Raw genomic sequence first — 18,961 nt, 5'->3', positions numbered from 1 at the left:
GTAACATGTTCTAGTTGCCCGTGGCGATCGCAAGAGCGGCGGAGCCGGTCGCAGCGGGTCGACACGTTTTGCGACGAAAGGAAGGCACGGGCCTTGACCGAGGCGGATCTGGACCAAGCAGCCGACGAGCCACTCGGTGACCACGTCCTTGAACTCAAGATCGCCGAGGTCATCGCCGAGACCGACGATGCGCGCTCTCTGGTGTTCGCGGTGCCCGACGACGAAGGGGATCCCGGCATCCCGCCCGAGCGGCTGCGGTACTCGCCGGGTCAGTTCCTGACGCTGCGCGTTCCCAGCGAGCGCACCGGGTCGGTGGCGCGCTGCTATTCGCTGTGCAGCTCGCCGTTCACCGACGACGCCCTGGCCGTCACGGTCAAACGAACCGCCGACGGCTACGCCTCCAACTGGCTGTGCGACAACGCGCGGGCGGGCATGCGGATCCACGTGCTGGCGCCGTCGGGCAACTTCGTGCCGAAAACGCTGGGCGACGATTTCCTGCTGATGGCCGCGGGCAGCGGGATCACCCCGATCATGTCGATCTGCAAGTCGGCGCTGGCCGACGGCGGCGGACAGGTGACGCTGCTCTACGCCAACCGCGACGAGGATTCGGTGATCTTCGGCGAGGCGCTGCGCGAGTTGTCCGCCAAGTACCCCGACCGGCTCACCATCGTGCACTGGCTGGAATCGCTGCAGGGCCTGCCCAGCGTCGCCGCGCTGGCCAAGCTGGCGGCCCCCTACACGGATCGGCCCGTCTACATCTGCGGCCCCGGCGCGTTCATGGATTCCGCCAAAGAAGCGCTGGAAACGCTGAAAGTCCCTGCGCCGCAAATACATATCGAAGTGTTCAAGTCGCTGGAATCTGATCCGTTCGCGGCGGTGAAGATCGAGGACACCCCCGAGGGCGACCAGCCGCCGGCCACCGCGGTGGTGGAGCTCGACGGCGAGACCCACACCGTGTCGTGGCCGCGCAACGCGAAATTGCTCGACGTGCTGCTGGCCAAGGGCCTCGACGCGCCGTTCTCCTGCCGCGAGGGACACTGCGGCGCGTGCGCCTGCACCCTGCGCGGCGGCAAGGTGAACATGGAGGTCAACGACGTGCTCGAGCAGCAGGACCTCGACGAGGGCCTCATCCTGGCCTGTCAATCCCACCCCGAATCTGATTCGGTAGAAGTGACCTACGACGAGTAGTCGCGGGGTTAGGTTCACCCTTGGCGTCAGCAAACGGGGAAGGGGAGCATCGATGATGCGGCTCGTATCGGGATTCGCGGTCGTCGCAACGCTGCCGATGTTGCTGCCCGTTGGGGTGTGCGCCGCGGCGAGCAACACCGCCACCACGCTGTTCCCGCTCGACGGACCCAACCAGCTGGAGACGCGGGTCGTCCTCAACTGCTTCAAATCCGACGGCCACTGCGACTTCACCGCCGGCGCGGACATGCTCACGCCCGACGGCGTGAGCGGCTTCCCGCCCGGCCTGTGGGCCCGCCAGACCACCGAGATCCGATCCTCAAATCGGCTGGCCTATCTCGACGCGCACGCCGACGGTCAGTACGAGCGGGTCCACAAGTCGATGGGTTCCGACGAGATCACCACGATCTACATGGGTGAGGGCCCGCCGGAGAAGTACCAGACGAACGGGCGCATCGACTCCACCGATTGGCAGACGGGACAACCCAAGACCGACAACAACGTCATCGCCTGCAGCCACATCCAGGTCGTCTACTCCGGGGTCAACATCACCTCCCCCAGCACCTGCGCGCAGACGACGTTCTCCTGATTTCTCAGTCCGGGTAGTCGCCGATCGCCAGGTCGTCGAGCAGGCTTGGGCCCGTCGGTTTCCATCCGAGTCGCCGGCGGGTCAGCGCGCTGGACGAGGGCTGGTCGGCGGCGAATATGGCGCCGAGCGGGCCGAAGGCCCCGGCCGGGGCGGATTCGACGGGCACACCGAGCCGGCGGCCGATCACCTCGGCGATCGCCCGCATCGGGTCTCCTTCGTCACCCACCGCGTGCAGTACCGACCCGGCGGGCGCCTGTTCGAGGGCGAGCCGGAACAGCGACGCCGCGTCGTCGCGGTGCACCGCGGGCCAGCGTTGCGCGCCGTCGCCCACGACGGCCGACACGCCGCGCTGCCGCGCAATCTGAATCAGAATGCCGGCGAAGCCGTAGCGCCCGCCGGCGTCGTGGACCGACCGCGGCAGCCGCACCACGGCCGATCGGACGCCTCGCTCGGCCAGGTCGATGACGGCTTGCCCGGTGCGGCCACGCCCGGCCATCGGCCCCTCGGCGTTGAACGGGTCGTCCTCGGTGCTGGCTCGACCGGCCACCGCGGGGGTGCCGCTCGCGACCACCAGCGGCTTGCCGGTGCCGGCCAGCACGTCTCCGAGCGCGGCGACCGCGCGGGCCTCGTCGCCGATCGCGTCCCCGATGGCGTCGCTCGCGGTGAAGTCGTGCGAGAACGCCAGGTAGGCGACGCCGTCGGCGTCGGCGGCGGCGTCGCGCAACACGTCGAGGTCGGCGATGTCGCCGCGCAGCGGCTCGGCGCCGAGTCCGCTGATGGTCGCCGCCGCGGCCTCCGAGCGGGCCAGGCCCACGACCTTGTGATCGGCGGCGATCAATTCCGAGACGACGGCCGAGCCGATTCCTCCGCTGGCGCCGGTGACGAATACACGCACGAGAAGCTCCTTCAGCTGATGCGACAATTGTCCCATCACCCTACACCCCTGATGGGACAATGGTCGCATCACTAGGGTGGGGCCATGGCTCGTTGGGAACCCGATGCGCGCGAGCGCCTGGTCGCCGCGGCACTCGACCTGTTCAACGAACGGGGCTACGACGAGACGACGGTCACGCAGATCGCCGAGCGCGCCGGGCTGACGAAAAGCACGTTCTTCCGGCACTTCCCGGACAAGCGGGACGTGCTGGCGGCCGGCCAGGACGCGATCGCGCAACTTCTGCGCGAGGGCATCGGCGCCGCGCCCGCCGACGCGACACCGCTGGCCGCCGTGTGCGCGGGCATGAGGTCGGCCGCGGCGGCGTTCACGTCGTTCAACCGGGATCTGGCGCCCAGGCTCAAGGCCGCGATCGCGGCCAGCACCGAACTTCAGGAACGCAACGCGCTCAAACAGATTGGGCTAGCGCGCGCGGTGGCCGACGCGCTCCAGGCCCGCGGCGTGCCCGAGCCGACGGCAGTATTGGCCGCCGAGCTCGGTGCGCTGGCGTTCAAGACCGCCTACGCCCGCTGGGGCGAACCGGACGAAGACCGAGACTTGGGCTCGATGGCGTGCGAGGCGCTGCACGAATTGCACGCCGCCGCGGCCGATCTCGACTAGCGGGGCAAACCGAGCAGGCGCTCGGCCGCCACGGTCAGCAGGATCTGCTCCGTGCCGCCCGCGATCGTGAGGCAGCGGGTGTTGAGGAAGTCGAAGACCGCGGGGTCCCCGTCCGCCCGGCGGTCGACCAGGCCGCCGCCTTCGGCGACATCCATCGTGAATTCGGCCAGCGCCTGGCGGTAGCGGACGCCGATCAGTTTGCGCACGCTCGATTGCGCGCCGGGGTCCTGGCCGCCCACCGCGAGCTGAGCGATGCGCTGGTCCAGCAGCGCGCCGGTCTGCGCCAGGATGATCAGGCGCGCCAGCCGATCCTGCTCGGCGACGTCGAGATCCCTTGCCGCCAAGAGCTTCAACAGCTCTTCCATCGGGTTGCCGAGCGCCGTGCCGTTGGCCATCGCCACCCGCTCGTTGGCCAGCGTGGTGCGGGCCAGCCTCCAGCCGTCGTTGACCTCACCGACCACCATCTCGTCGGGCACGAACACGTTGTCCAGGAACACCTCGTTGAACAGCGAGTCGCCGGTGATCTCGCGCAGCGGCCGGATATCGATGCCGGGCGACTTCATGTCGACCAGAAAGTAGGTGATGCCTTTGTGTTTCGGGGCATCGGGGTCGGTGCGCGCCAGGCACACGCCCCAGCGCGCCTTGTGCGCCGCGGACGTCCACACCTTTTGTCCGGTCAGTAGCCAGCCGCCGTCACCGCGCACCGCTTTGGTGCGCAGCGACGCCAGGTCGGAGCCCGCGCCGGGCTCGGAAAACAGTTGGCACCACAGGAATTCACCGCGCAGCGTTCCCGGCACGAATTGCTCGATCTGCTCCGGTGTGCCGTGCTCGAGGATGGTCGGCGCGGCCCACCAGCCGATCACCAGGTCCGGCCGTTCGACGCCGGCGGCGGCCAGCTCCTGATCGATCAGCAGCTGCTCGGCCGGGGACGCGGCGCGCCCGTACGGCTTCGGCCAGTGCGGCGCCTGCAGGCCCGCCTCGGCCAGACCCACCTGTCGCTTTTCGGCGGGCAGCTCGGCGATCTCGGCGACGGCGGCGGCGATCTCGGCGCGCCGGCTCTCGACCTCGGTGAGGTCGATGCTCAGTCGCCGGCGCACGCCGCCCTGGGTGAGCGCGGTGATGCGCCGCTGCCAGCGCTCGGCGCCACCCAGGAACCGGCCGATGGCGTGCGCGCGGCGCAGGTACAGGTGCGCGTCGTGCTCCCAGGTGCAGCCGATGCCGCCGAGCACCTGGATGCAGTCCTTGACGTTGGCCTTCACGGCGGTGATGCACGTGCTCGCGGCCAGCGCCGCCGCGATGGAGAACTGGGATTCGTCGCCCTCGGCTGCGGCGCGCGCGGCGTCGGCCGCGGCCACCTCGGCCTGCTCGGCGCGGCACAGCATCTCCGCGCACAGGTGCTTGATGGCCTGGAAGCTCCCGATCGGCTTGCCGAACTGCTCGCGCACCTTGGCGTAGTCGACGGCGGTTTCCAGCGCCCATCGGGTGATGCCGGCCGCCTCGGCCGCCAGGACGGTCGCGGTCAATTCCGCGACGCGCGCGCCGTCTTCCGATACCAGCGTGGCCGAGGCCGAGCTGAGCACCACCCGGGCCAACGGCCGGGAGAAGTCGGTGGCCTGCAGCGGCTCGAGCTGCACGCCCTCGCCGGCGGTGTCGATCAGCAGCCATTTCCCGTCGGCCGGAGCCAACAACACGGCGCCGTCGGCGACGCCCAGCGCAAGCGGCAACGTGCCCGACGCCGTCGACGTCGCGCCGTCGAACCGCACGTCACCGTCGAGCGCCAGCCCGGCGAAGCGCTCCCCGCCGGCCAGCGCTTCCAGCAGTTCGGGGTCGGCGACGACGAGCGTCGCCAGCGCGGTCGTCGCGACCGGCCCGGGGATCAGCGCTTTGGCCGCCTCCTCGACCATCGCGCACAGGTCTTCGACGCTGCCGCCCGCCCCGCCGGATTCCTCCGGGATCGCGACGCCGAAGATCCCCAGCTCGGTCAGCCGGGAGAACACCGGTCGCCACGCGTCGGGCTCGCCCTGCTCGACGTCGCGGATCGCCGCGGTGCCGCCCGGTCCCGACGTCGCATTGCGGGCCCAATCGCGCACCAGGGCGCGCGCGGCAAACTGCTCATCGGTGACGGTCGCTACCACCTGAGGGGGCCTCCGATCTTTCCGCAAGCGGGGACATCTCCACCGCGAGTTGGCGCGCAACCCGCTCACCGGAGACTAGAACGTGTTCTAATAGTGCCAGTGATCGACCGTGAAGTCGAACGCCATCGCAGCAGCACATGCGCTTGTCCCCGGCGGTATGGAGGTGGGAAATTCACACGCAGAATGCGTATCGTTTGCAAACGAACCGCCCGGAACAGGAGCAAACCGTCACATGCCAGCCAGCGCCAACGCCAAGGCCACTTCCAAGGCTAGTTCCGACTCGCAGCCGCGCGAGGTCATAAACGTGGCGGTGCTGGCGGAGTCTGAACTCGGGTCGGAGGCGCAGCGGGAACGCCGCAAGCGCATCCTCGATGCCACCATGGCCATCGCGTCCAAGGGCGGCTACGAGGCGGTTCAGATGCGTGCGGTGGCGGATCGCGCCGACGTGGCGGTGGGGACGCTGTACCGGTACTTCCCGTCGAAGGTGCACCTGCTGGTGTCGGCGCTGGGCCGCGAGTTCGGCCGCATCGACGCCAAGACCGACCGCTCGGCGATGACCGGGGGCACGCCCTTTCAGCGGCTGAACTTCATGGTGGGCAAGCTCAACCGCGCGATGCAGCGCAACCCGCTGCTGACCGAGGCCATGACGCGCGCCTACGTGTTCGCCGACGCGTCGGCGGCCAGTGAGGTCGACCAGGTCGAAAAGCTGATCGACTCCATGTTCGCGCGCGCGATGGCCGACGGCGAACCGACCGAGGACCAGTACCACATCGCCCGGGTGATCTCCGACGTGTGGCTGTCGAACCTGCTCGCCTGGCTCACCCGCCGGGCCTCGGCCACCGACGTCAGCAAACGGCTCGACCTGGCCGTGCGGTTGCTGATCGGCGACCAAGACTCCAAGTAGCGGCGCTCACCCCGGCGGGCCGGCGGTGCGGCCGCGGATCAGCTCGGTGTCGAGGAGTTCGGAAATTTCCGTGACCGGCAGACCCGATCGCGGGGGCGTCAACAACAGCTCGCCCGCGCGGCGGCCCTTTTGCAGGCTCGACTGCGACACCGTGGTCAGGCCGCGGTTGATGGCCTCGGGCACGCCGTCGAATCCGGTGACGGTCAGCTGGCCGGGCACGTAAATGCCATGTGCCCGTAGGTAATCCATCGCGGACAGGGCCAAGATGTCCGCGGTGCACAGCAGCGCGGTGATGCGCGGATTGGCTTCCAGTGCCACCCTGGCGGCCGTGCCGCCCGATTCGGCCAGGTGCTCGTAGCTTTCCACCACGGTCAGCGAATCCGGGTCGATGCCGGCGGCCGTCATCGCCTCCCACACGCCGATGATGCGCTCGCGTTGCACGTCGAAGGCGGGCGAGCGCAACCGCTCGGCGTCCACCAGGCCCTGCCGCCGGTCCCGGCCCAGCCGCATGGTCAGCAGCCCGATCTCGCGATGCCCCAGGCCGAGCACGTATTCGGCGAGCTCACGCATGGCCGCGCGGTCGTCGATGCCGACCCGCGAGGCGCCGGCCAGACCCTTGGGCTGATCGACCACCACCACCGGCAGCCGTCGCTGCAACACCACCTGCAGGTAGGGATCGTCGTCGCACACCGAATACACCACGAAGCCGTCCACGCCGGCCGACAGCACCGCGTCCGTTCCCTCTTTCAGGCTGCGGCTGGGCCCCACGGCCACCAGTAGCAGCCCCTGCCCGACCGCCTCGCATGCCTGCGCCACCCCGGTGACGAAATCGCGGGCGGCGGGGTCGCTGAAGAAATAGGTCAGCGGCTCGGCCATCACCAGACCGACCGCGCCGGCCTTGCGGGTCCGCAGCGATCGCGCCACCGGGTCGGGGCCGGCGTATCCCAGCCGCTTGGCCGTCGCGAGCACGCGTTCGCGCAGGTCGGCGGAGAGCTGATCGGGACGGTTGAAGGCGTTCGAGATCGTCGTGCGCGACACGTTGAGCTCGTCGGCCACCGACGCCAGGGTCGCTCGCCGGCGCGGTGTGGGGCTCACGTTCGGTGACGCTACAGCGGATCGGTCCGCGGCCCATGCGCTTCCGCCCGCGGCTTTGTAATGGAAACGATTTTCATTAGTATTGTGGATCGGCTTGCTGGCGGGCGGGAGGAAATCGGACGTGCGCATGGCACTGACGCGTGGGCTGGCGGCCGTCCTGGCCGTGGCCAGCTCGTCGGTGCTGATCGGCTGCGGCGGCCACCAGGCGCATCCGCACGCGTCCGCCGTCGTCGCGTCGACCGACGTGTGGGGCAGCGTCGCGCGGGCCGTCGCGGGCCGCCATGTGCCGGTCAAGTCCATCCTGAGCGGGGCGGAAACCGACCCGCACTCCTATGAGGCCAGCCCCTCGGACGCCGCCGCCATCGCCGACGCCGCGCTGGTCGTCTACAACGGCGGCGGCTACGACGGATGGGTCGACGACGTGCTGGCCCGCCAGCCCGGGGCCAAGCCGGTCAACGCCTACTCGTTCCTCGAGAACGACGGGCAACCGCGCAACGAGCACGTCTTCTACGACCTGGGCGTCGCGAAGTCGGTGGCCGCCACGATCGCCGACCGGCTCGCGACGATCGACCCGGGCAACGCCGCGGACTACCGCGCCAACGCCGCCGCGTTCGAGCGCGACGCCGACGCCATCGCCGGCACCGAACACGGCGTCGCCGCCACCCATCCGCACACCCCGGTCGTGGCGACCGAACCGGTCGCCTTCTACCTGCTCAAGGCGACGGGCCTGCTGAACCGGACTCCGCCCGCCTTCGCCGCGGCCATCGAGAACGAGACCGACCCCGCGCCGGCCGATCTGGCGTTGGTCCTCGACCTGATCGACCGGCACCAGATGTCGGCGCTGATGGTCAACCCGCAGACGTCGACGGCCGCGATCGCCAGCCTGCGCGACACCGCGCGGCGCGCGGGTGTGCCGGTCACCGAGGTGGCAGAGACTCTGCCGGACGGCACGGATTACCTGAGCTGGCAACGCAATACGGTCGACCAGCTGCTGGCCGCGCTCCAGTCGAGCCGGCCCGTCTAGCCGTGACGATCGAAACGGCGCCCGCCGTTGACGGGCAAGCGGACACCGTCTCACTGCGCGGGGCCCGCCTGGCGTTCGGCGACCGGGTGTTGTGGGACCACCTGGACCTGTCGGTGCCGCGCGGCGAGTTCATCGCGGTGCTCGGCCCCAACGGCAGCGGCAAGACGTCGCTGCTCAACGTGCTCCTCGGGCAGCTGCCACTGAGCGCCGGCGTCGGGTTGGTGGACGGAAGACCGATCTCCTCGGGCAGCCGGCGCATCGGCTATGTGCCGCAACACCGCCCACTGGATCACGACGTGATGCTGCGGGGGCGGGATCTGGTTCGGCTGGGTATCGACGGGGCACGCTGGGGCGCCGTCCCGCTGCGGCCCCGCGACCGCGCCCGGCGGCGCGAAACCGTCGCCCGGGCACTGAGCCAGGTCAACGGCGAGCACCTGGCGGATGTGCGGGTCGGCGTGATGTCGGGCGGCGAGCTGCAGCGGGTGCGCATCGCCCAGGCACTGGTCAGCGACCCGACGCTGCTGCTGTGCGACGAGCCGCTGCTGACGCTGGACCCGGCGAACGCGAAGCTGGTGTCGGCGCTGATCGAGCGGCGCCGCCGGGAGGCGGGGACCACGGTCATCGTCGTCACCCACGAGATCAACCCGATCCTGCCGTATGTGGACCGGGTGCTATATCTGGTCGACGGCCGGTTCAGGATCGGTGCCGTCGACGAGGTGATGACCAGCCAGACGCTGTCTGCGCTGTATCGATCCGACATCCAGGTGGTGAAGGTCAAGGACGGCTACGTGGTGGCCGGCGAGCGCACCGACGGGCACGGCTGATGGAGCATCGGCTCGCCGACATGGGACACCACCTATTCTCCTTCGACATCACCGCGCATCTGCTCAGCCACGACTTCGTGCAGCAGGCGCTGGTGGCGGCCGCCCTGCTGGGGTTGGTGGCCGGGCTGATCGGTCCGTTCATCGTGATGCGGCAAATGTCGTTCGCCGTGCACGGGTCCAGCGAATTGTCGTTGACCGGAGCCGCTTTCGCGCTGCTGGTCGGGTTCGGGGTGGGTGTGGGCGCGCTGATCGGCAGCGCCCTGGCGGCGGCGCTGTTCGGCGTCCTCGGCCGGCGCGCCCGGGAACGCGATTCGGTGATCGGGGTGGTGCTGGCGTTCGGCCTGGGCCTGGCGGTGTTGTTCATCCACCTCTACCCGGGCCGGACCTCGACCAGTTTCGCCTTGCTGACCGGCCAGATCGTCGGGGTCGGCTACACGGGGCTGACGATGCTGGCGCTGGTCTGTGTGCTCGTCATCGCCGTGCTCGCAACGTGTTACCGCCCCCTGCTGTTCGCCACCGTCGACCCCGACGTCGCCGCCGCCCGCGGCGTGCCGGTGCACACGCTGGGGATCGTGTTCGCCGCCCTGGTCGGGGTGGTGGCGGCCCAGGCGGTGCAGATCGTCGGGGCGCTGCTGGTGATGTCGCTGCTGATCACGCCGGCGGCCGCGGCGGCCCGGGTGGTCACCTCACCGGCGGCGGCCATGCTGACCTCGGTGGTGTTCGCCGAGGTGGCCGCGGTCGGCGGGATCGTGTTGTCGCTGGCGCCGGGCGTGCCGGTGTCGGTCTTCGTCGCGAGCATCTCGTTTCTGATCTATCTGGTCTGCTGGCTGGTGGGGCGCCGACGGGAGGCGGCCACTTAAGCTGGCCGCACATCGCCGGAAAGGCCGGGAAAGGCTGGGAAAGACCATGGCGCGCAGGCGAATCGCGGTTCTGGTGCAGGCGGCGGTGTCCACCCTCGCGGTCGGCTGCACCACCGTCGTCGCCGGCAGCGCTGGGCCCGCAGACACCTCCGGACCGCTGCCGCGGACCCCGGTGGCCGTCGCGGCCCTGGACGGCCTGCTGCTCGACGCGAACGAGATGAACTCCGCGCTCGGGGCGGGGATGCGGCTTAGGAACCGGACGGAGGCGATGTGGGACGCGAGCCCGACCTTCAGCGACAGGGGCTGCCTGGCGATGGACGGCCCCGCCCAGCAAGCCGTGTACGCGGACACCGGCTGGACCGCGATGCGCGGCCAGCACTTCGACGACAGCTTCGACGACCCCAGGGTCCGCAATGATTCGGCCACCGAGGCGGTGATCGCCTACCCCACCGCGCGCCAGGCCAACACCTTCTACGACGCCTCGGTGCGACGATGGTTCGCCTGCGCCAATCGCAAGTTCTCCGAACATCCCATGGACAAACCCGAAGTCGTGTGGACCGCGGGCGACGCGCACAAAGTCGGCGGCACGCTCAGCACGTCGGAAGTTCAGGAATCCAGCGACGGCTGGACGTGCCAGCGGGCGCTGACCGTGCGCAACAACGTCGCCATCGACATCGCCACCTGCGGCTCCTTCCTGGCCGGCGGGTCCGCCGTCGACATCGCCCAGCAGATCGCGGCCAGGGTCGCCGGGCAGTAGCCCGACCCATAAGCTGATCGGGTGGCCGGTATCGACCTCAACGCCGACTTGGGCGAGGGCTTCGGCGTCTGGCACCTCGGAGACGACGACGCCATGCTCGAAATCGTCACCAGCGCCAACGTGGCGTGCGGGTTCCATGCCGGGGACCCCGCCGGGCTGGTGCGGGTATGCACCTCGGCCGCCCGGCGCGGGGTGCGCATCGGGGCGCAGGTGAGCTACCGCGACCTGGCCGGGTTCGGCAGGCGCTTCATCGACGTCGCCGCCGATGACCTGATCGCCGACGTGGTGTATCAGATCGGCGCGCTGCAGGCGATCGCGCACGCGGCCGGTTCTCGCGTGTCCTACGTCAAACCGCATGGGGCGCTGTACAACACGATCGTGACCAACGGCGAACAGGCCGCCGCGGTCGCCGAGGCGGTGCGCCTGGTGGACGACGGCCTGCCGGTACTGGGCATGGCCGGTTCGGCGTTCTTCGACGAGGCCGCCCGCCGCGGTCTGCGCACCGTGGACGAGGCGTTCGCCGATCGGGCCTACCGGCCGGACGGCCGGCTGGTCCCCCGCCGCGAACCGGGCGCGGTGCTGCACGATCCGGCGGCGATCGCGGAGCGCGTCGCCACCATGGTGGCCACCGGCCAGGTCACCGCGGTCGACGGAAGCCGGCTCGATGTGAGCGTGGAATCGGTTTGCGTGCACGGTGATTCGCCGGGAGCGGTGCAGATCGCCGCCGCGGTTCGCGATCGCCTCACCGCGGCCCGCACCGACCTGCGGGCCTTCTGCTGATGCGGCTGAAACTCGGGCGCCCCGACATCGCCCGGTACGCGGACCGATTCGACGCCCCCGCGGCCGGACCCGACGCGCTCTCGGTGACCTGGATGGGCGTGGCGACGCTGCTGATCGACGACGGCTCGTCGGCATTGCTGACCGACGGCTACTTTTCCCGGCCTGGCCTGGCCAAGATCGCGGCCGGCAAGGTGGCGCCGTCGCCGGCGCGCGTCGACGGATGCCTGGCCCGGGCCAAGGTGTCGCGACTGGCGGCCGTCATCCCGGTGCACACCCACATCGATCACGTGCTGGACTCCGCGTTGGTCGCCGACCGCACCGGAGCCCAGCTGATCGGCGGGCAGTCCGCGGCCAACGTCGGGCGCGGCTACGGCCTGCCGGAGAATCGGATCGTCGTCGCGGTCGGCGGGCAGCCAATTCGGTTGGGCGCCTACGAGATAACGCTGGTGGAGTCCCACCACTGCCCGCCCGACCGGTATCCCGGGGTGATCGACGAACCGCTGATCACCCCGGTGAAGGCCTCGGCGTACCGCTGCGGGGAGTCGTGGTCGACGCTGGTGCACCACCGGCCGACGGGCCGGCGGCTGCTGATCCAGGGCAGCGCCGGTTTCGTCAAGGGGGCGCTGGCCGGCCACCGCGCCGACGTCGCCTACCTGTCCGTTGGACAGCTGGGGCTGCAGCCGCGGTCGTATCTGGTCGACTACTGGGCCGAGACCGTCCGCGCGGTGGGGGCCCGCCGGGTGATCCTCGTTCACTGGGACGACTTCTTCCGCCCGCTGACAAAGCCGTTGCGCGCCTTGCCCTATGCGGGCGACGACCTGGACGTCTCCATCCGCATCCTCGACGAGCTGGCCGCACAGGACGGTGTCGCGCTGCACCTGCCCACGGTGTGGCGGCGCGAGGACCCGTGGAGCGAAGCGGTCTAGACATTGGCCCTGACCGTTGCGCTGTTGCTGCTCGCCGTTGTCCTGGGGTTCGCGGTAGCGCGCCCGCGGGGCTGGCCGGAGGCGCTGGCCGCGGTTCCGGCCGCGCTCATCCTGATCGGGATCGGCGCGATCTCGATCCATCAGGCGGAGAAGGAGATTGCCGACCTGTCCGGGGTGGTCGCCTTCCTGGGCGCGGTGCTGGTGCTGGCCAAGCTGTGCGACGACGAGGGCCTGTTCGAGGCCGCCGGCGCGGCGATCGCGCGTGGACGCGTCGGGTCGGGCGCGCTGCTGCGGCGGGTGTTCGTGATCTCCTCGGTGATCACCGCCGTGCTGAGCCTGGACGCCGCCGTGGTGCTGCTGACCCCGGTGGTGCTCGCCGCCGTGCGGCGACAGCGCACCCGGGTGCGGCCCTACGCCTACGCCACCGCCCATCTGGCCAACGGCGCCTCGCTGTTGCTGCCGGTGTCCAACCTGACCAACCTGCTGGCCTTCCACACGGCGAACATCTCGTTCACCAAGTTCACGCTCGTGATGGCGCTGCCGTGGCTCGGCGCGGTGGCCACCCTCTATGTGATCTTCCGGTGGTTCTTCGCCAAAGACCTGCGGGTGCAGCCGGAGCCGGAGCAGCTCGGCGCGCCACCGCGCCCACCGGTGTTCGTGCTGACGGTGGTCGCGCTGACGCTCGCCGGGTTCGCGGTCGCCCAGTCCGTGGGGGTGGCGCCGGCCTGGGTGGCGCTGTGCGGCGCCTCCGTGCTGGCGGTGCGCAGCCTGCGCCGCAGGCACACGTCGGTGTCGGAGATCGCGCGCTCGGTCAATGTGTCGTTCCTGGTGTTCGTGCTGGCGCTGGGCGTCGTGGTACAGGCGGTCATGCTGGGCGGGATGGACCGGGCGATGTCGGCGGTGCTGCCGTCGGGCTCGGGACTGCCCGCCTTGCTGGCGATCGCCGCGATCGCCGCCACGCTGGCCAACGTCGTCAACAACCTGCCGGCCACGCTGGTGCTGCTGCCGCTGGTCGCGCCGGCCGGGCCGGTGGCGGTGCTGGCGGTGCTGATCGGGGTCAACATCGGGCCGAACCTGACCTACGTCGGGTCACTGTCGAACCTGTTGTGGCGACGCGTGCTTCGCAAGCACGACGTCGACGCCGGTGTCGGCGAATACACCCGCCTCGGGGTGTGCACCGTGCCCGCCTCGCTGGCGGTGGCGGTGCTCGCGCTGTGGGCGTCGGCGCGGCTGCTGGGCCTCTAGCGCCGAGGGTATGCCGGCGGCAACGACATGGACAGCTCGGCGAGGACGCCGCGCAGCACCGTCGGATAGTCGGTGATGATGCCGTCGACCCCGTACCCGATCTGCCGGCGCATCGCGTCGGCGTCATCGACGGTCCACGGAATGACCTTGAGCCCCAACGCATGCGCGCGCTCGACGTAGGGTTCGCCGGTGACCAGACGGTAATCCGGTGAGACGGTGTCGGCGCCCACCGCCAGCGCGTCGATCACCGGATCACCGGGAGTCTGCTCGTCGTACAGCGCCACCAACGGAATCGACGGTTCGGCCCGGCGCACCAGCGGCAGGGTGCGCCAGTCGAAGCTCTGTATCTCCACACGCTCGGTCTTGCCCGCGGCCCTGACCGCGGCCAGTATCACGTCGACGAACTCCTGCGGCTCGGCCGACGCGCCGGGCTCATCGGCCTCCACCTTGGTTTCGATGTTGTAGCGCACGGCGTCGGCGCGGTAGGAGTCGGCGAGCGCGAAAACCTCGGGCAGCGTGGCGATCTTGTTGCCCCGCACCACTTCGGCGTGCGGGAAGTCATCCAGCCGGCGCCCGCAGTCCAGGGTGCGGAGCTGCGCCAGGGTGAGCTCGTGCACGAGTTTGCCGACGTAGGGATACTGCGGGTCTCCGGCGAACGCGGGCGCGGTGTCGCTGCATTTCTGGGCGGCGATCGTCGGATCGTGCCACACCAGCGGTTGCCGGTCCCGGGTGAGCACGATGTCGAATTCCAGTGTGGTGACGCCCAATTCGAGCGACCTGGCGAAGGCCCGCAACGACTGCTCGGTGGCCTCCCCGCGTCCGCCGCGGTGGGCCTGCAGGTCGAAGCCGAGTGCTTGCGCTGATGCGGCCGGCGACGCCACGAGCACCGTCGCCGCCAGCAGGGCGGCGACGAGGCGGGCGATCACCTAACCCCTGCGCTGACGGGAGATTTCGGCGAGCACCACCCCGGCGGCCACCGAGGCGTTCAGCGATTCGGCATTGCCGGCCATCGGAATGGACACCACCTCGTCGCAGTTCTGCCGCACCAGCCGCGACAGCCCCTTGCCTTCCGACCCGACGACGACCACCACCGGGTCGGTGCCGTCGAGGTCGTCGAGCGTGGTGCCTCCGCCGGCGTCCAGCCCGATCACCCGCAGGCCGCGATTCGCCCAATCCGTCAGTGTCCTGGTGAGATTGGTGGCCCGGGCCACCGGGACCCGGGCGGCCGCCCCGGCACTGGTGCGCCAGGCCACCGCCGTCACCGAGGCCGACCGGCGCTGTGGGATCAGCACACCGTGACCGCCGAACGCCGCGACCGAACGCACGATGGCGCCCAGGTTGCGCGGATCGGAGATGTTGTCGAGCGCGACCAGCAGCGCGGGTGGCGAACCGGTCGCCGCCTCGAGCAGGTCGTCGGGGTGGGCGTAGTTGTACGGCGGCACCTGCAACGCGATGCCCTGGTGCATGTGGTTGCTGGTCATCCGGTCCAGGTCGGTGCGCGGCACCTCGAGGATCGCGATGCCCAAATCTGCTGCGCGGGAGACGGATTCGGTGAGCCGCTCGTCGGCTTCGCTGCCCAGCGCCACGTAGAGCGCGGTCGCCGGCACACCGGCGCGCAGGCATTCCAGCACCGGGTTGCGCCCGAGCACCGTCTCGGTCTCGTCGGTCCTACCCCGCGCGGGCCGGCGTGACGCCGACTGGGCGCGCTTGGCGGCGGGGTGGTTGGGGCGCATGTGTGCGGGAGGCGTGGGGCCGCGGCCCTCCAGCCCGCGGCGACGCTGGCCGCCCGAACCGACGGTCGGGCCCTTCTTGGTGCCTGCCTTGCGGATTGCGCCACGGCGTCGCGAGTTGCCGGCCATATACGTGGTCCCTTACTGTTCCGGGCCGGCCTGCAGCGACCACTGCGGCCCGTCGGCGGTGTCGGTGACCTCGATGCCGGCGTGCTTGAGCCGGTCGCGGATCTCGTCGGCGAGGGCCCAGTTGCGCTGCTCGCGCGCCTTCTCCCGATTCTCCAGCTCCGCGTGCACCAACACGTCGACGGCGGCCAGCGCCGCCGACGTCTCGTCGCGGGATTCCCAGCGCTCGTCGAGCGGGTCGCAACCCAGGATGCCCATCATCGCGCGGATCGCCCGGGCATGGCGCAGCGCGCCCTCGTGATCGCCGGTGTCCAGCGCGCGGTTGCCTTCGGCGCGGGCGGCGTGCACCTCGGCGAGCGCGGCCGGCACCGCGAGGTCGTCGTTGAGGGCCTCGGCGAACCGCGGCGTGCATTCGCCGGGCTCGACGGCACCGACCCGTACCCGCACCCGGTGCAGGAATTCCTCAACGCCGACATAGGCTTTCACCGCGTCCTGCAGGGCGGTCTCGGAGAATTCCAGCATCGACCGGTAGTGGGCGCTGCCCAGGTAGTAGCGCAACTCGGCGGGGCGCACCCGCTGCAGCATCGCCGGGATGGCCAGCACGTTGCCCAGCGATTTGCTCATCTTCTCGCCGCCCATGGTCACCCAGCCGTTGTGCAGCCAGTAGCGGGCGAACCCGTCGCCGGCGGCCCGGCTCTGGGCGATCTCGTTCTCGTGATGCGGGAACACCAAATCCATTCCGCCGCAATGGATGTCGAATTCGGTGCCCAGATAGGTGCGGGCCATCGCCGAGCATTCCAGATGCCAGCCCGGCCGGCCCCGGCCCCACGGGGTGGGCCAGGACGGCTCGCCGGGCTTGGCGGACTTCCACAGCGTGAAGTCGCGCTGATCGCGCTTGCAGGTGGCCGAGCCCTCGCCCTGATGGACGTCGTCGATCTTGTGGCCGGACAGTTGCCCGTATTCCGGGTAGCTGAGCACGTCGAAGTAGACATCGCCGCCGGCGGCATACGCGTGCTCGGTTTCGATCAGCCGTTCCATCAATTCGACCATCTGGGTGATGTGGCCGGTGGCCCTCGGCTCGGCCGACGGCGGCAGCACGTCCAGGGCGTCGTAAGCGGCGCTGAAGGCGCGTTCGTAGGTGGCCGCCCACTCCCACCACGGCCTGCCCGCCGCGGCGGCCTTGTTGAGGATCTTGTCGTCGATGTCGGTGACGTTGCGGATGAAGGCGACGTCGCAGCCGCGCGCGATCAGCCAGCGGCGCAGGATGTCGAAGGCCACCCCGCTGCGGACGTGGCCGATGTGCGGCAGGCCCTGCACGGTGGCACCGCACAGGTAGATCGAGACGTGGCCCTCGCGCAGCGGAACGAAATCACGCACGGCACCGGCTGCCGTGTCGTGTAGCCGCAAGCGGGCGCGATCGGTCACGACGTGCCAGCTTACCGGGTAGTTCCCCGGCGCCCGGCGCTGCGCGGGCTTAGCCGGTGGGGACCACGAGCGCGGTGGCGATGGCGGCCAGGCCCTCACCGCGTCCGGTCAGCCCTAACCCGTCTGTGGTCGTCGCCGACACCGACACCGGCGTCCCCAGCAATTCCGACAACACTCGCTGCGCCTCGGCGCGGCGCGGGCCGACCTTCGGCCGGTTCCCGATCACCTGCACGGCGGCGTTGGAGACCCGGAAGCCTTCGCCCGACGCCAGGTCGGCGACGTGGCGCAGCATGTCCGCGCCGCTGATGCCCTCGAAGCGCGGATCGTCGACCCCGAACACGGCGCCCACGTCGCCGAGCCCGGCCGCCGACAGCACCGCATCACACAGCGCGTGCGCCCCCACGTCGCCGTCGGAATGGCCGGCGCAGCCGTCGGCCTCGGCAAAGAGCAGACCGAGCAGCCAGCACGGCCGGCCGGGTTCGATCGGGTGCACGTCGACGCCGAGGCCGACCCTGGGAAGGGGAAGGGGCGCGCTCACCGGCGCACGATCGCGTCGGCCAGCATCAAATCGAGCTGAGTGGTGATTTTGAAGGCCAGCGGATCGCCGTCGACCACCTGAACCTGCCCGCCGACGTGCTCGACCAGCGACGCGTCGTCGGTGAATCCGGTCGCGCCGGCGGCGGCCCGATAGGCGCGCAGCAGCAGTTCGGTGGCGAACCCCTGTGGCGTCTGCACCGCCCGCAGCCCGTCGCGCTCCGGCGTCCCCAGGACCACCCCGTTGGCGTCCACGGCCTTGATGGTGTCATGCAGCCGCAACGCGGGCACGACGGCGTCGTGGCCGGCGCGCAGGGCGTCGACCACGCGGGTGATCAACGTCGGGGGAGTGAGCGCGCGCGCCGCGTCGTGCACCAACACGAACGCGGGGCTACCGGCGAGGGCGGCCAGGGCCAGGTCGACGGATTGGGTGCGGTCGGGCCCGCCGGCCACGACGGTGGCCCGGTCGGCAAGGACGCGCTTGGCCTCATCGATCCGGTCGGCGGGGACCGCCGCCACGACGTGATCGACCACGCCGGATTCCAGCAGGCCGGCGACGGCGCGCTCCAGCAGGGTGCGGCCGGCAACCTCGCAGAATGCCTTGGGAATTCCCGCCGCCAGCCGTTCGCCCGACCCTGCGGCCGGGACGACGGCGATCACGTTGCCCGAGGTGCCCGTCTCCGGGGCCACCGAAGCGTCAGGGCCTTCAGGAAGCGGCGGCCAGAACCTCGTCGAGGATGGTCTCCGCCTTGGCGTCGTCGGTGCTCTCCGCCAACGCCAATTCACCGACGAGAATCTGGCGGGCCTTGGCCAGCATGCGCTTCTCACCTGCCGACAGGCCACGCTCCTGGTCGCGGCGCCACAGGTCGCGCACTACCTCGGCCACCTTGTTGACGTCGCCGGAGGCAAGCTTTTCGAGATTGGCCTTGTAGCGGCGCGACCAGTTGGTCGGCTCCTCGGTGTGCGGGGCGCGCAGCACCTGGAACACCTTGTCGAGACCTTCCTGTCCGACGACGTCACGGACGCCGACATATTCGGCGTTCTCCGCGGGAACTCGAACGGTCAGGTCTCCCTGCGCCACCTTCAAGACGAGATATTCTTTTTGTTCCCCTTTGATCGTCCGGGTTTCGATCGCCTCGACTAACGCAGCACCGTGATGTGGGTAAACAACGGTGTCGCCGACCTTGAAGATCATCTGATTCGAGCCCCTTTCGTTACTTCATCCTAACACGGCCGCCTAACCACGCGCGAAGCAACGATGCAGGTCAGG

At 70.3% G+C, this 18,961-nt stretch carries 20 protein-coding genes; 11 read left to right on the top strand and 9 right to left on the bottom strand.

Annotation, left to right across the window (positions count from 1 at the left end; genetic code table 11):
- Positions 1-93 precede the first annotated feature (93 nt).
- Positions 94-1,188: a ferredoxin--NADP reductase gene (locus AC0KTM_RS27455; RefSeq protein ID WP_238955674.1), complete on the top strand. Its 1,095-nt coding sequence runs from the start codon at positions 94-96 to the stop codon at positions 1,186-1,188.
- 52 nt (positions 1,189-1,240) lie between these two features.
- Positions 1,241-1,774, top strand: coding sequence for a hypothetical protein (locus AC0KTM_RS27450; RefSeq protein ID WP_225326238.1), 534 nt, complete (start codon positions 1,241-1,243; stop codon positions 1,772-1,774).
- A 4-nt stretch (positions 1,775-1,778) separates the two neighbouring features.
- Here the strand turns inward: AC0KTM_RS27450 and AC0KTM_RS27445 are convergent, their stop codons facing one another.
- A complete protein-coding gene (locus AC0KTM_RS27445; protein ID WP_472417582.1) occupies positions 1,779-2,669 on the bottom strand; it encodes an SDR family oxidoreductase in 891 nt (296 codons plus the stop codon).
- Between the two features lie 84 nt (positions 2,670-2,753).
- Between AC0KTM_RS27445 and AC0KTM_RS27440 the strand changes: the two genes are divergently transcribed.
- A complete protein-coding gene (locus tag AC0KTM_RS27440) occupies positions 2,754-3,326 on the top strand; it encodes a TetR/AcrR family transcriptional regulator (RefSeq protein WP_238955672.1) in 573 nt (190 codons plus the stop codon).
- Here the strand turns inward: AC0KTM_RS27440 and AC0KTM_RS27435 are convergent.
- Positions 3,323-5,461, bottom strand: a complete 2,139-nt coding sequence (locus tag AC0KTM_RS27435) for an acyl-CoA dehydrogenase (protein WP_472417246.1) — start codon at positions 5,459-5,461, stop codon at positions 3,323-3,325. The two genes, AC0KTM_RS27440 and AC0KTM_RS27435, sit on opposite strands and share 4 nt — an antisense overlap.
- 304 nt (positions 5,462-5,765) lie before the next feature.
- Here AC0KTM_RS27435 and kstR point away from each other — a divergent pair, with 304 nt between their 5' ends.
- Positions 5,766-6,365: a cholesterol catabolism transcriptional regulator KstR gene (kstR, locus tag AC0KTM_RS27430; RefSeq protein WP_008263559.1), complete on the top strand. Its 600-nt coding sequence runs from the start codon at positions 5,766-5,768 to the stop codon at positions 6,363-6,365.
- A gap of 6 nt (positions 6,366-6,371) precedes the next feature.
- On the opposite strand, the gene AC0KTM_RS27425 is transcribed toward kstR, so the two are convergent.
- The gene (locus tag AC0KTM_RS27425; protein ID WP_238955670.1) at positions 6,372-7,460 is read right to left on the bottom strand and encodes a LacI family DNA-binding transcriptional regulator; all 1,089 of its coding nucleotides are present in this window, start codon (positions 7,458-7,460) and stop codon (positions 6,372-6,374) included.
- A gap of 127 nt (positions 7,461-7,587) precedes the next feature.
- On the opposite strand from AC0KTM_RS27425, the gene AC0KTM_RS27420 reads away from it, so the two are divergent.
- The 7 genes from AC0KTM_RS27420 to AC0KTM_RS27390 are packed head-to-tail and all read left to right on the top strand — an operon-like array spanning position 7,588 to position 13,876.
- Positions 7,588-8,484 carry a metal ABC transporter solute-binding protein, Zn/Mn family gene (locus tag AC0KTM_RS27420; RefSeq protein ID WP_472417244.1) on the top strand — a complete coding sequence of 299 codons (897 nt, stop codon included), beginning with the start codon at positions 7,588-7,590 and terminating at the stop codon, positions 8,482-8,484.
- A gap of 2 nt (positions 8,485-8,486) precedes the next feature.
- On the top strand, positions 8,487-9,308 hold the full coding sequence (locus AC0KTM_RS27415) for a metal ABC transporter ATP-binding protein (RefSeq protein WP_238955668.1): 822 nt from the start codon (positions 8,487-8,489) through the stop codon (positions 9,306-9,308).
- Positions 9,308-10,168 (top strand): metal ABC transporter permease, encoded by an 861-nt coding sequence (locus AC0KTM_RS27410; protein WP_225326232.1) that lies wholly within the window; start codon positions 9,308-9,310, stop codon positions 10,166-10,168. Before AC0KTM_RS27415 ends, AC0KTM_RS27410 begins: the two co-directional genes overlap by 1 nt.
- A 46-nt stretch (positions 10,169-10,214) precedes the next feature.
- On the top strand, positions 10,215-10,925 hold the full coding sequence (locus AC0KTM_RS27405) for a sensor domain-containing protein (RefSeq protein WP_472417242.1): 711 nt from the start codon (positions 10,215-10,217) through the stop codon (positions 10,923-10,925).
- Between the two features lie 21 nt (positions 10,926-10,946).
- Positions 10,947-11,705 carry a LamB/YcsF family protein gene (locus AC0KTM_RS27400; protein ID WP_238955666.1) on the top strand — a complete coding sequence of 253 codons (759 nt, stop codon included), beginning with the start codon at positions 10,947-10,949 and terminating at the stop codon, positions 11,703-11,705.
- Positions 11,705-12,631 (top strand): MBL fold metallo-hydrolase, encoded by a 927-nt coding sequence (locus AC0KTM_RS27395; protein WP_472417240.1) that lies wholly within the window; start codon positions 11,705-11,707, stop codon positions 12,629-12,631. The genes AC0KTM_RS27400 and AC0KTM_RS27395 overlap by 1 nt, the downstream gene beginning before the upstream one ends.
- A gap of 3 nt (positions 12,632-12,634) precedes the next feature.
- Entirely contained in the window at positions 12,635-13,876 is a 1,242-nt protein-coding gene (locus AC0KTM_RS27390) for an SLC13 family permease (protein WP_472417238.1), read from the top strand.
- Here the strand turns inward: AC0KTM_RS27390 and AC0KTM_RS27385 are convergent.
- The 6 genes from AC0KTM_RS27385 to carD are packed head-to-tail and all read right to left on the bottom strand — an operon-like array spanning position 13,873 to position 18,886.
- A complete protein-coding gene (locus tag AC0KTM_RS27385) occupies positions 13,873-14,802 on the bottom strand; it encodes a glycerophosphodiester phosphodiesterase (RefSeq protein WP_472417236.1) in 930 nt (309 codons plus the stop codon). The two genes, AC0KTM_RS27390 and AC0KTM_RS27385, sit on opposite strands and share 4 nt — an antisense overlap.
- On the bottom strand, positions 14,803-15,735 hold the full coding sequence (rlmB, locus tag AC0KTM_RS27380) for a 23S rRNA (guanosine(2251)-2'-O)-methyltransferase RlmB (protein WP_225326226.1): 933 nt from the start codon (positions 15,733-15,735) through the stop codon (positions 14,803-14,805).
- A 12-nt stretch (positions 15,736-15,747) separates the two neighbouring features.
- Positions 15,748-17,157 carry a cysteine--tRNA ligase gene (gene cysS / locus AC0KTM_RS27375; RefSeq protein ID WP_238955662.1) on the bottom strand — a complete coding sequence of 470 codons (1,410 nt, stop codon included), beginning with the start codon at positions 17,155-17,157 and terminating at the stop codon, positions 15,748-15,750.
- A 49-nt stretch (positions 17,158-17,206) separates the two neighbouring features.
- On the bottom strand, positions 17,207-17,695 hold the full coding sequence (gene ispF / locus AC0KTM_RS27370; RefSeq protein ID WP_238955661.1) for a 2-C-methyl-D-erythritol 2,4-cyclodiphosphate synthase: 489 nt from the start codon (positions 17,693-17,695) through the stop codon (positions 17,207-17,209).
- On the bottom strand, positions 17,692-18,381 hold the full coding sequence (gene ispD, locus AC0KTM_RS27365) for a 2-C-methyl-D-erythritol 4-phosphate cytidylyltransferase (protein ID WP_225326223.1): 690 nt from the start codon (positions 18,379-18,381) through the stop codon (positions 17,692-17,694). Before ispD ends, ispF begins: the two co-directional genes overlap by 4 nt.
- A 16-nt stretch (positions 18,382-18,397) precedes the next feature.
- Complete coding sequence (carD, locus tag AC0KTM_RS27360) at positions 18,398-18,886, bottom strand: RNA polymerase-binding transcription factor CarD (protein WP_003419482.1); 489 nt, start codon at positions 18,884-18,886, stop codon at positions 18,398-18,400.
- Positions 18,887-18,961 lie beyond the last annotated feature (75 nt).

Source organism: Mycobacterium sp. NTMscope_Eco_3, assembly GCF_976985685.1.
Note: the sequence above shows the minus strand (reverse complement) of the source record. Positions and strands in the feature narration are given on the sequence as shown.

Bases quoted from the DNA above. Each gene is read 5' to 3' on its own strand.
- AC0KTM_RS27395 (WP_472417240.1), top strand. From the start codon at position 11,705: ATGCGGCTGAAACTCGGGCGCCCCGACATCGCCCGGTACGCGGACCGA.
- AC0KTM_RS27440 (WP_238955672.1), top strand. From the start codon at position 2,754: ATGGCTCGTTGGGAACCCGATGCGCGCGAGCGCCTGGTCGCCGCGGCA.
- rlmB (WP_225326226.1), bottom strand. From the start codon at position 15,735: ATGGCCGGCAACTCGCGACGCCGTGGCGCAATCCGCAAGGCAGGCACC.
- AC0KTM_RS27405 (WP_472417242.1), top strand. From the start codon at position 10,215: ATGGCGCGCAGGCGAATCGCGGTTCTGGTGCAGGCGGCGGTGTCCACC.
- AC0KTM_RS27420 (WP_472417244.1), top strand. From the start codon at position 7,588: ATGGCACTGACGCGTGGGCTGGCGGCCGTCCTGGCCGTGGCCAGCTCG.
- carD (WP_003419482.1), bottom strand. From the start codon at position 18,886: ATGATCTTCAAGGTCGGCGACACCGTTGTTTACCCACATCACGGTGCT.
- AC0KTM_RS27450 (WP_225326238.1), top strand. From the start codon at position 1,241: ATGATGCGGCTCGTATCGGGATTCGCGGTCGTCGCAACGCTGCCGATG.
- AC0KTM_RS27410 (WP_225326232.1), top strand. From the start codon at position 9,308: ATGGAGCATCGGCTCGCCGACATGGGACACCACCTATTCTCCTTCGAC.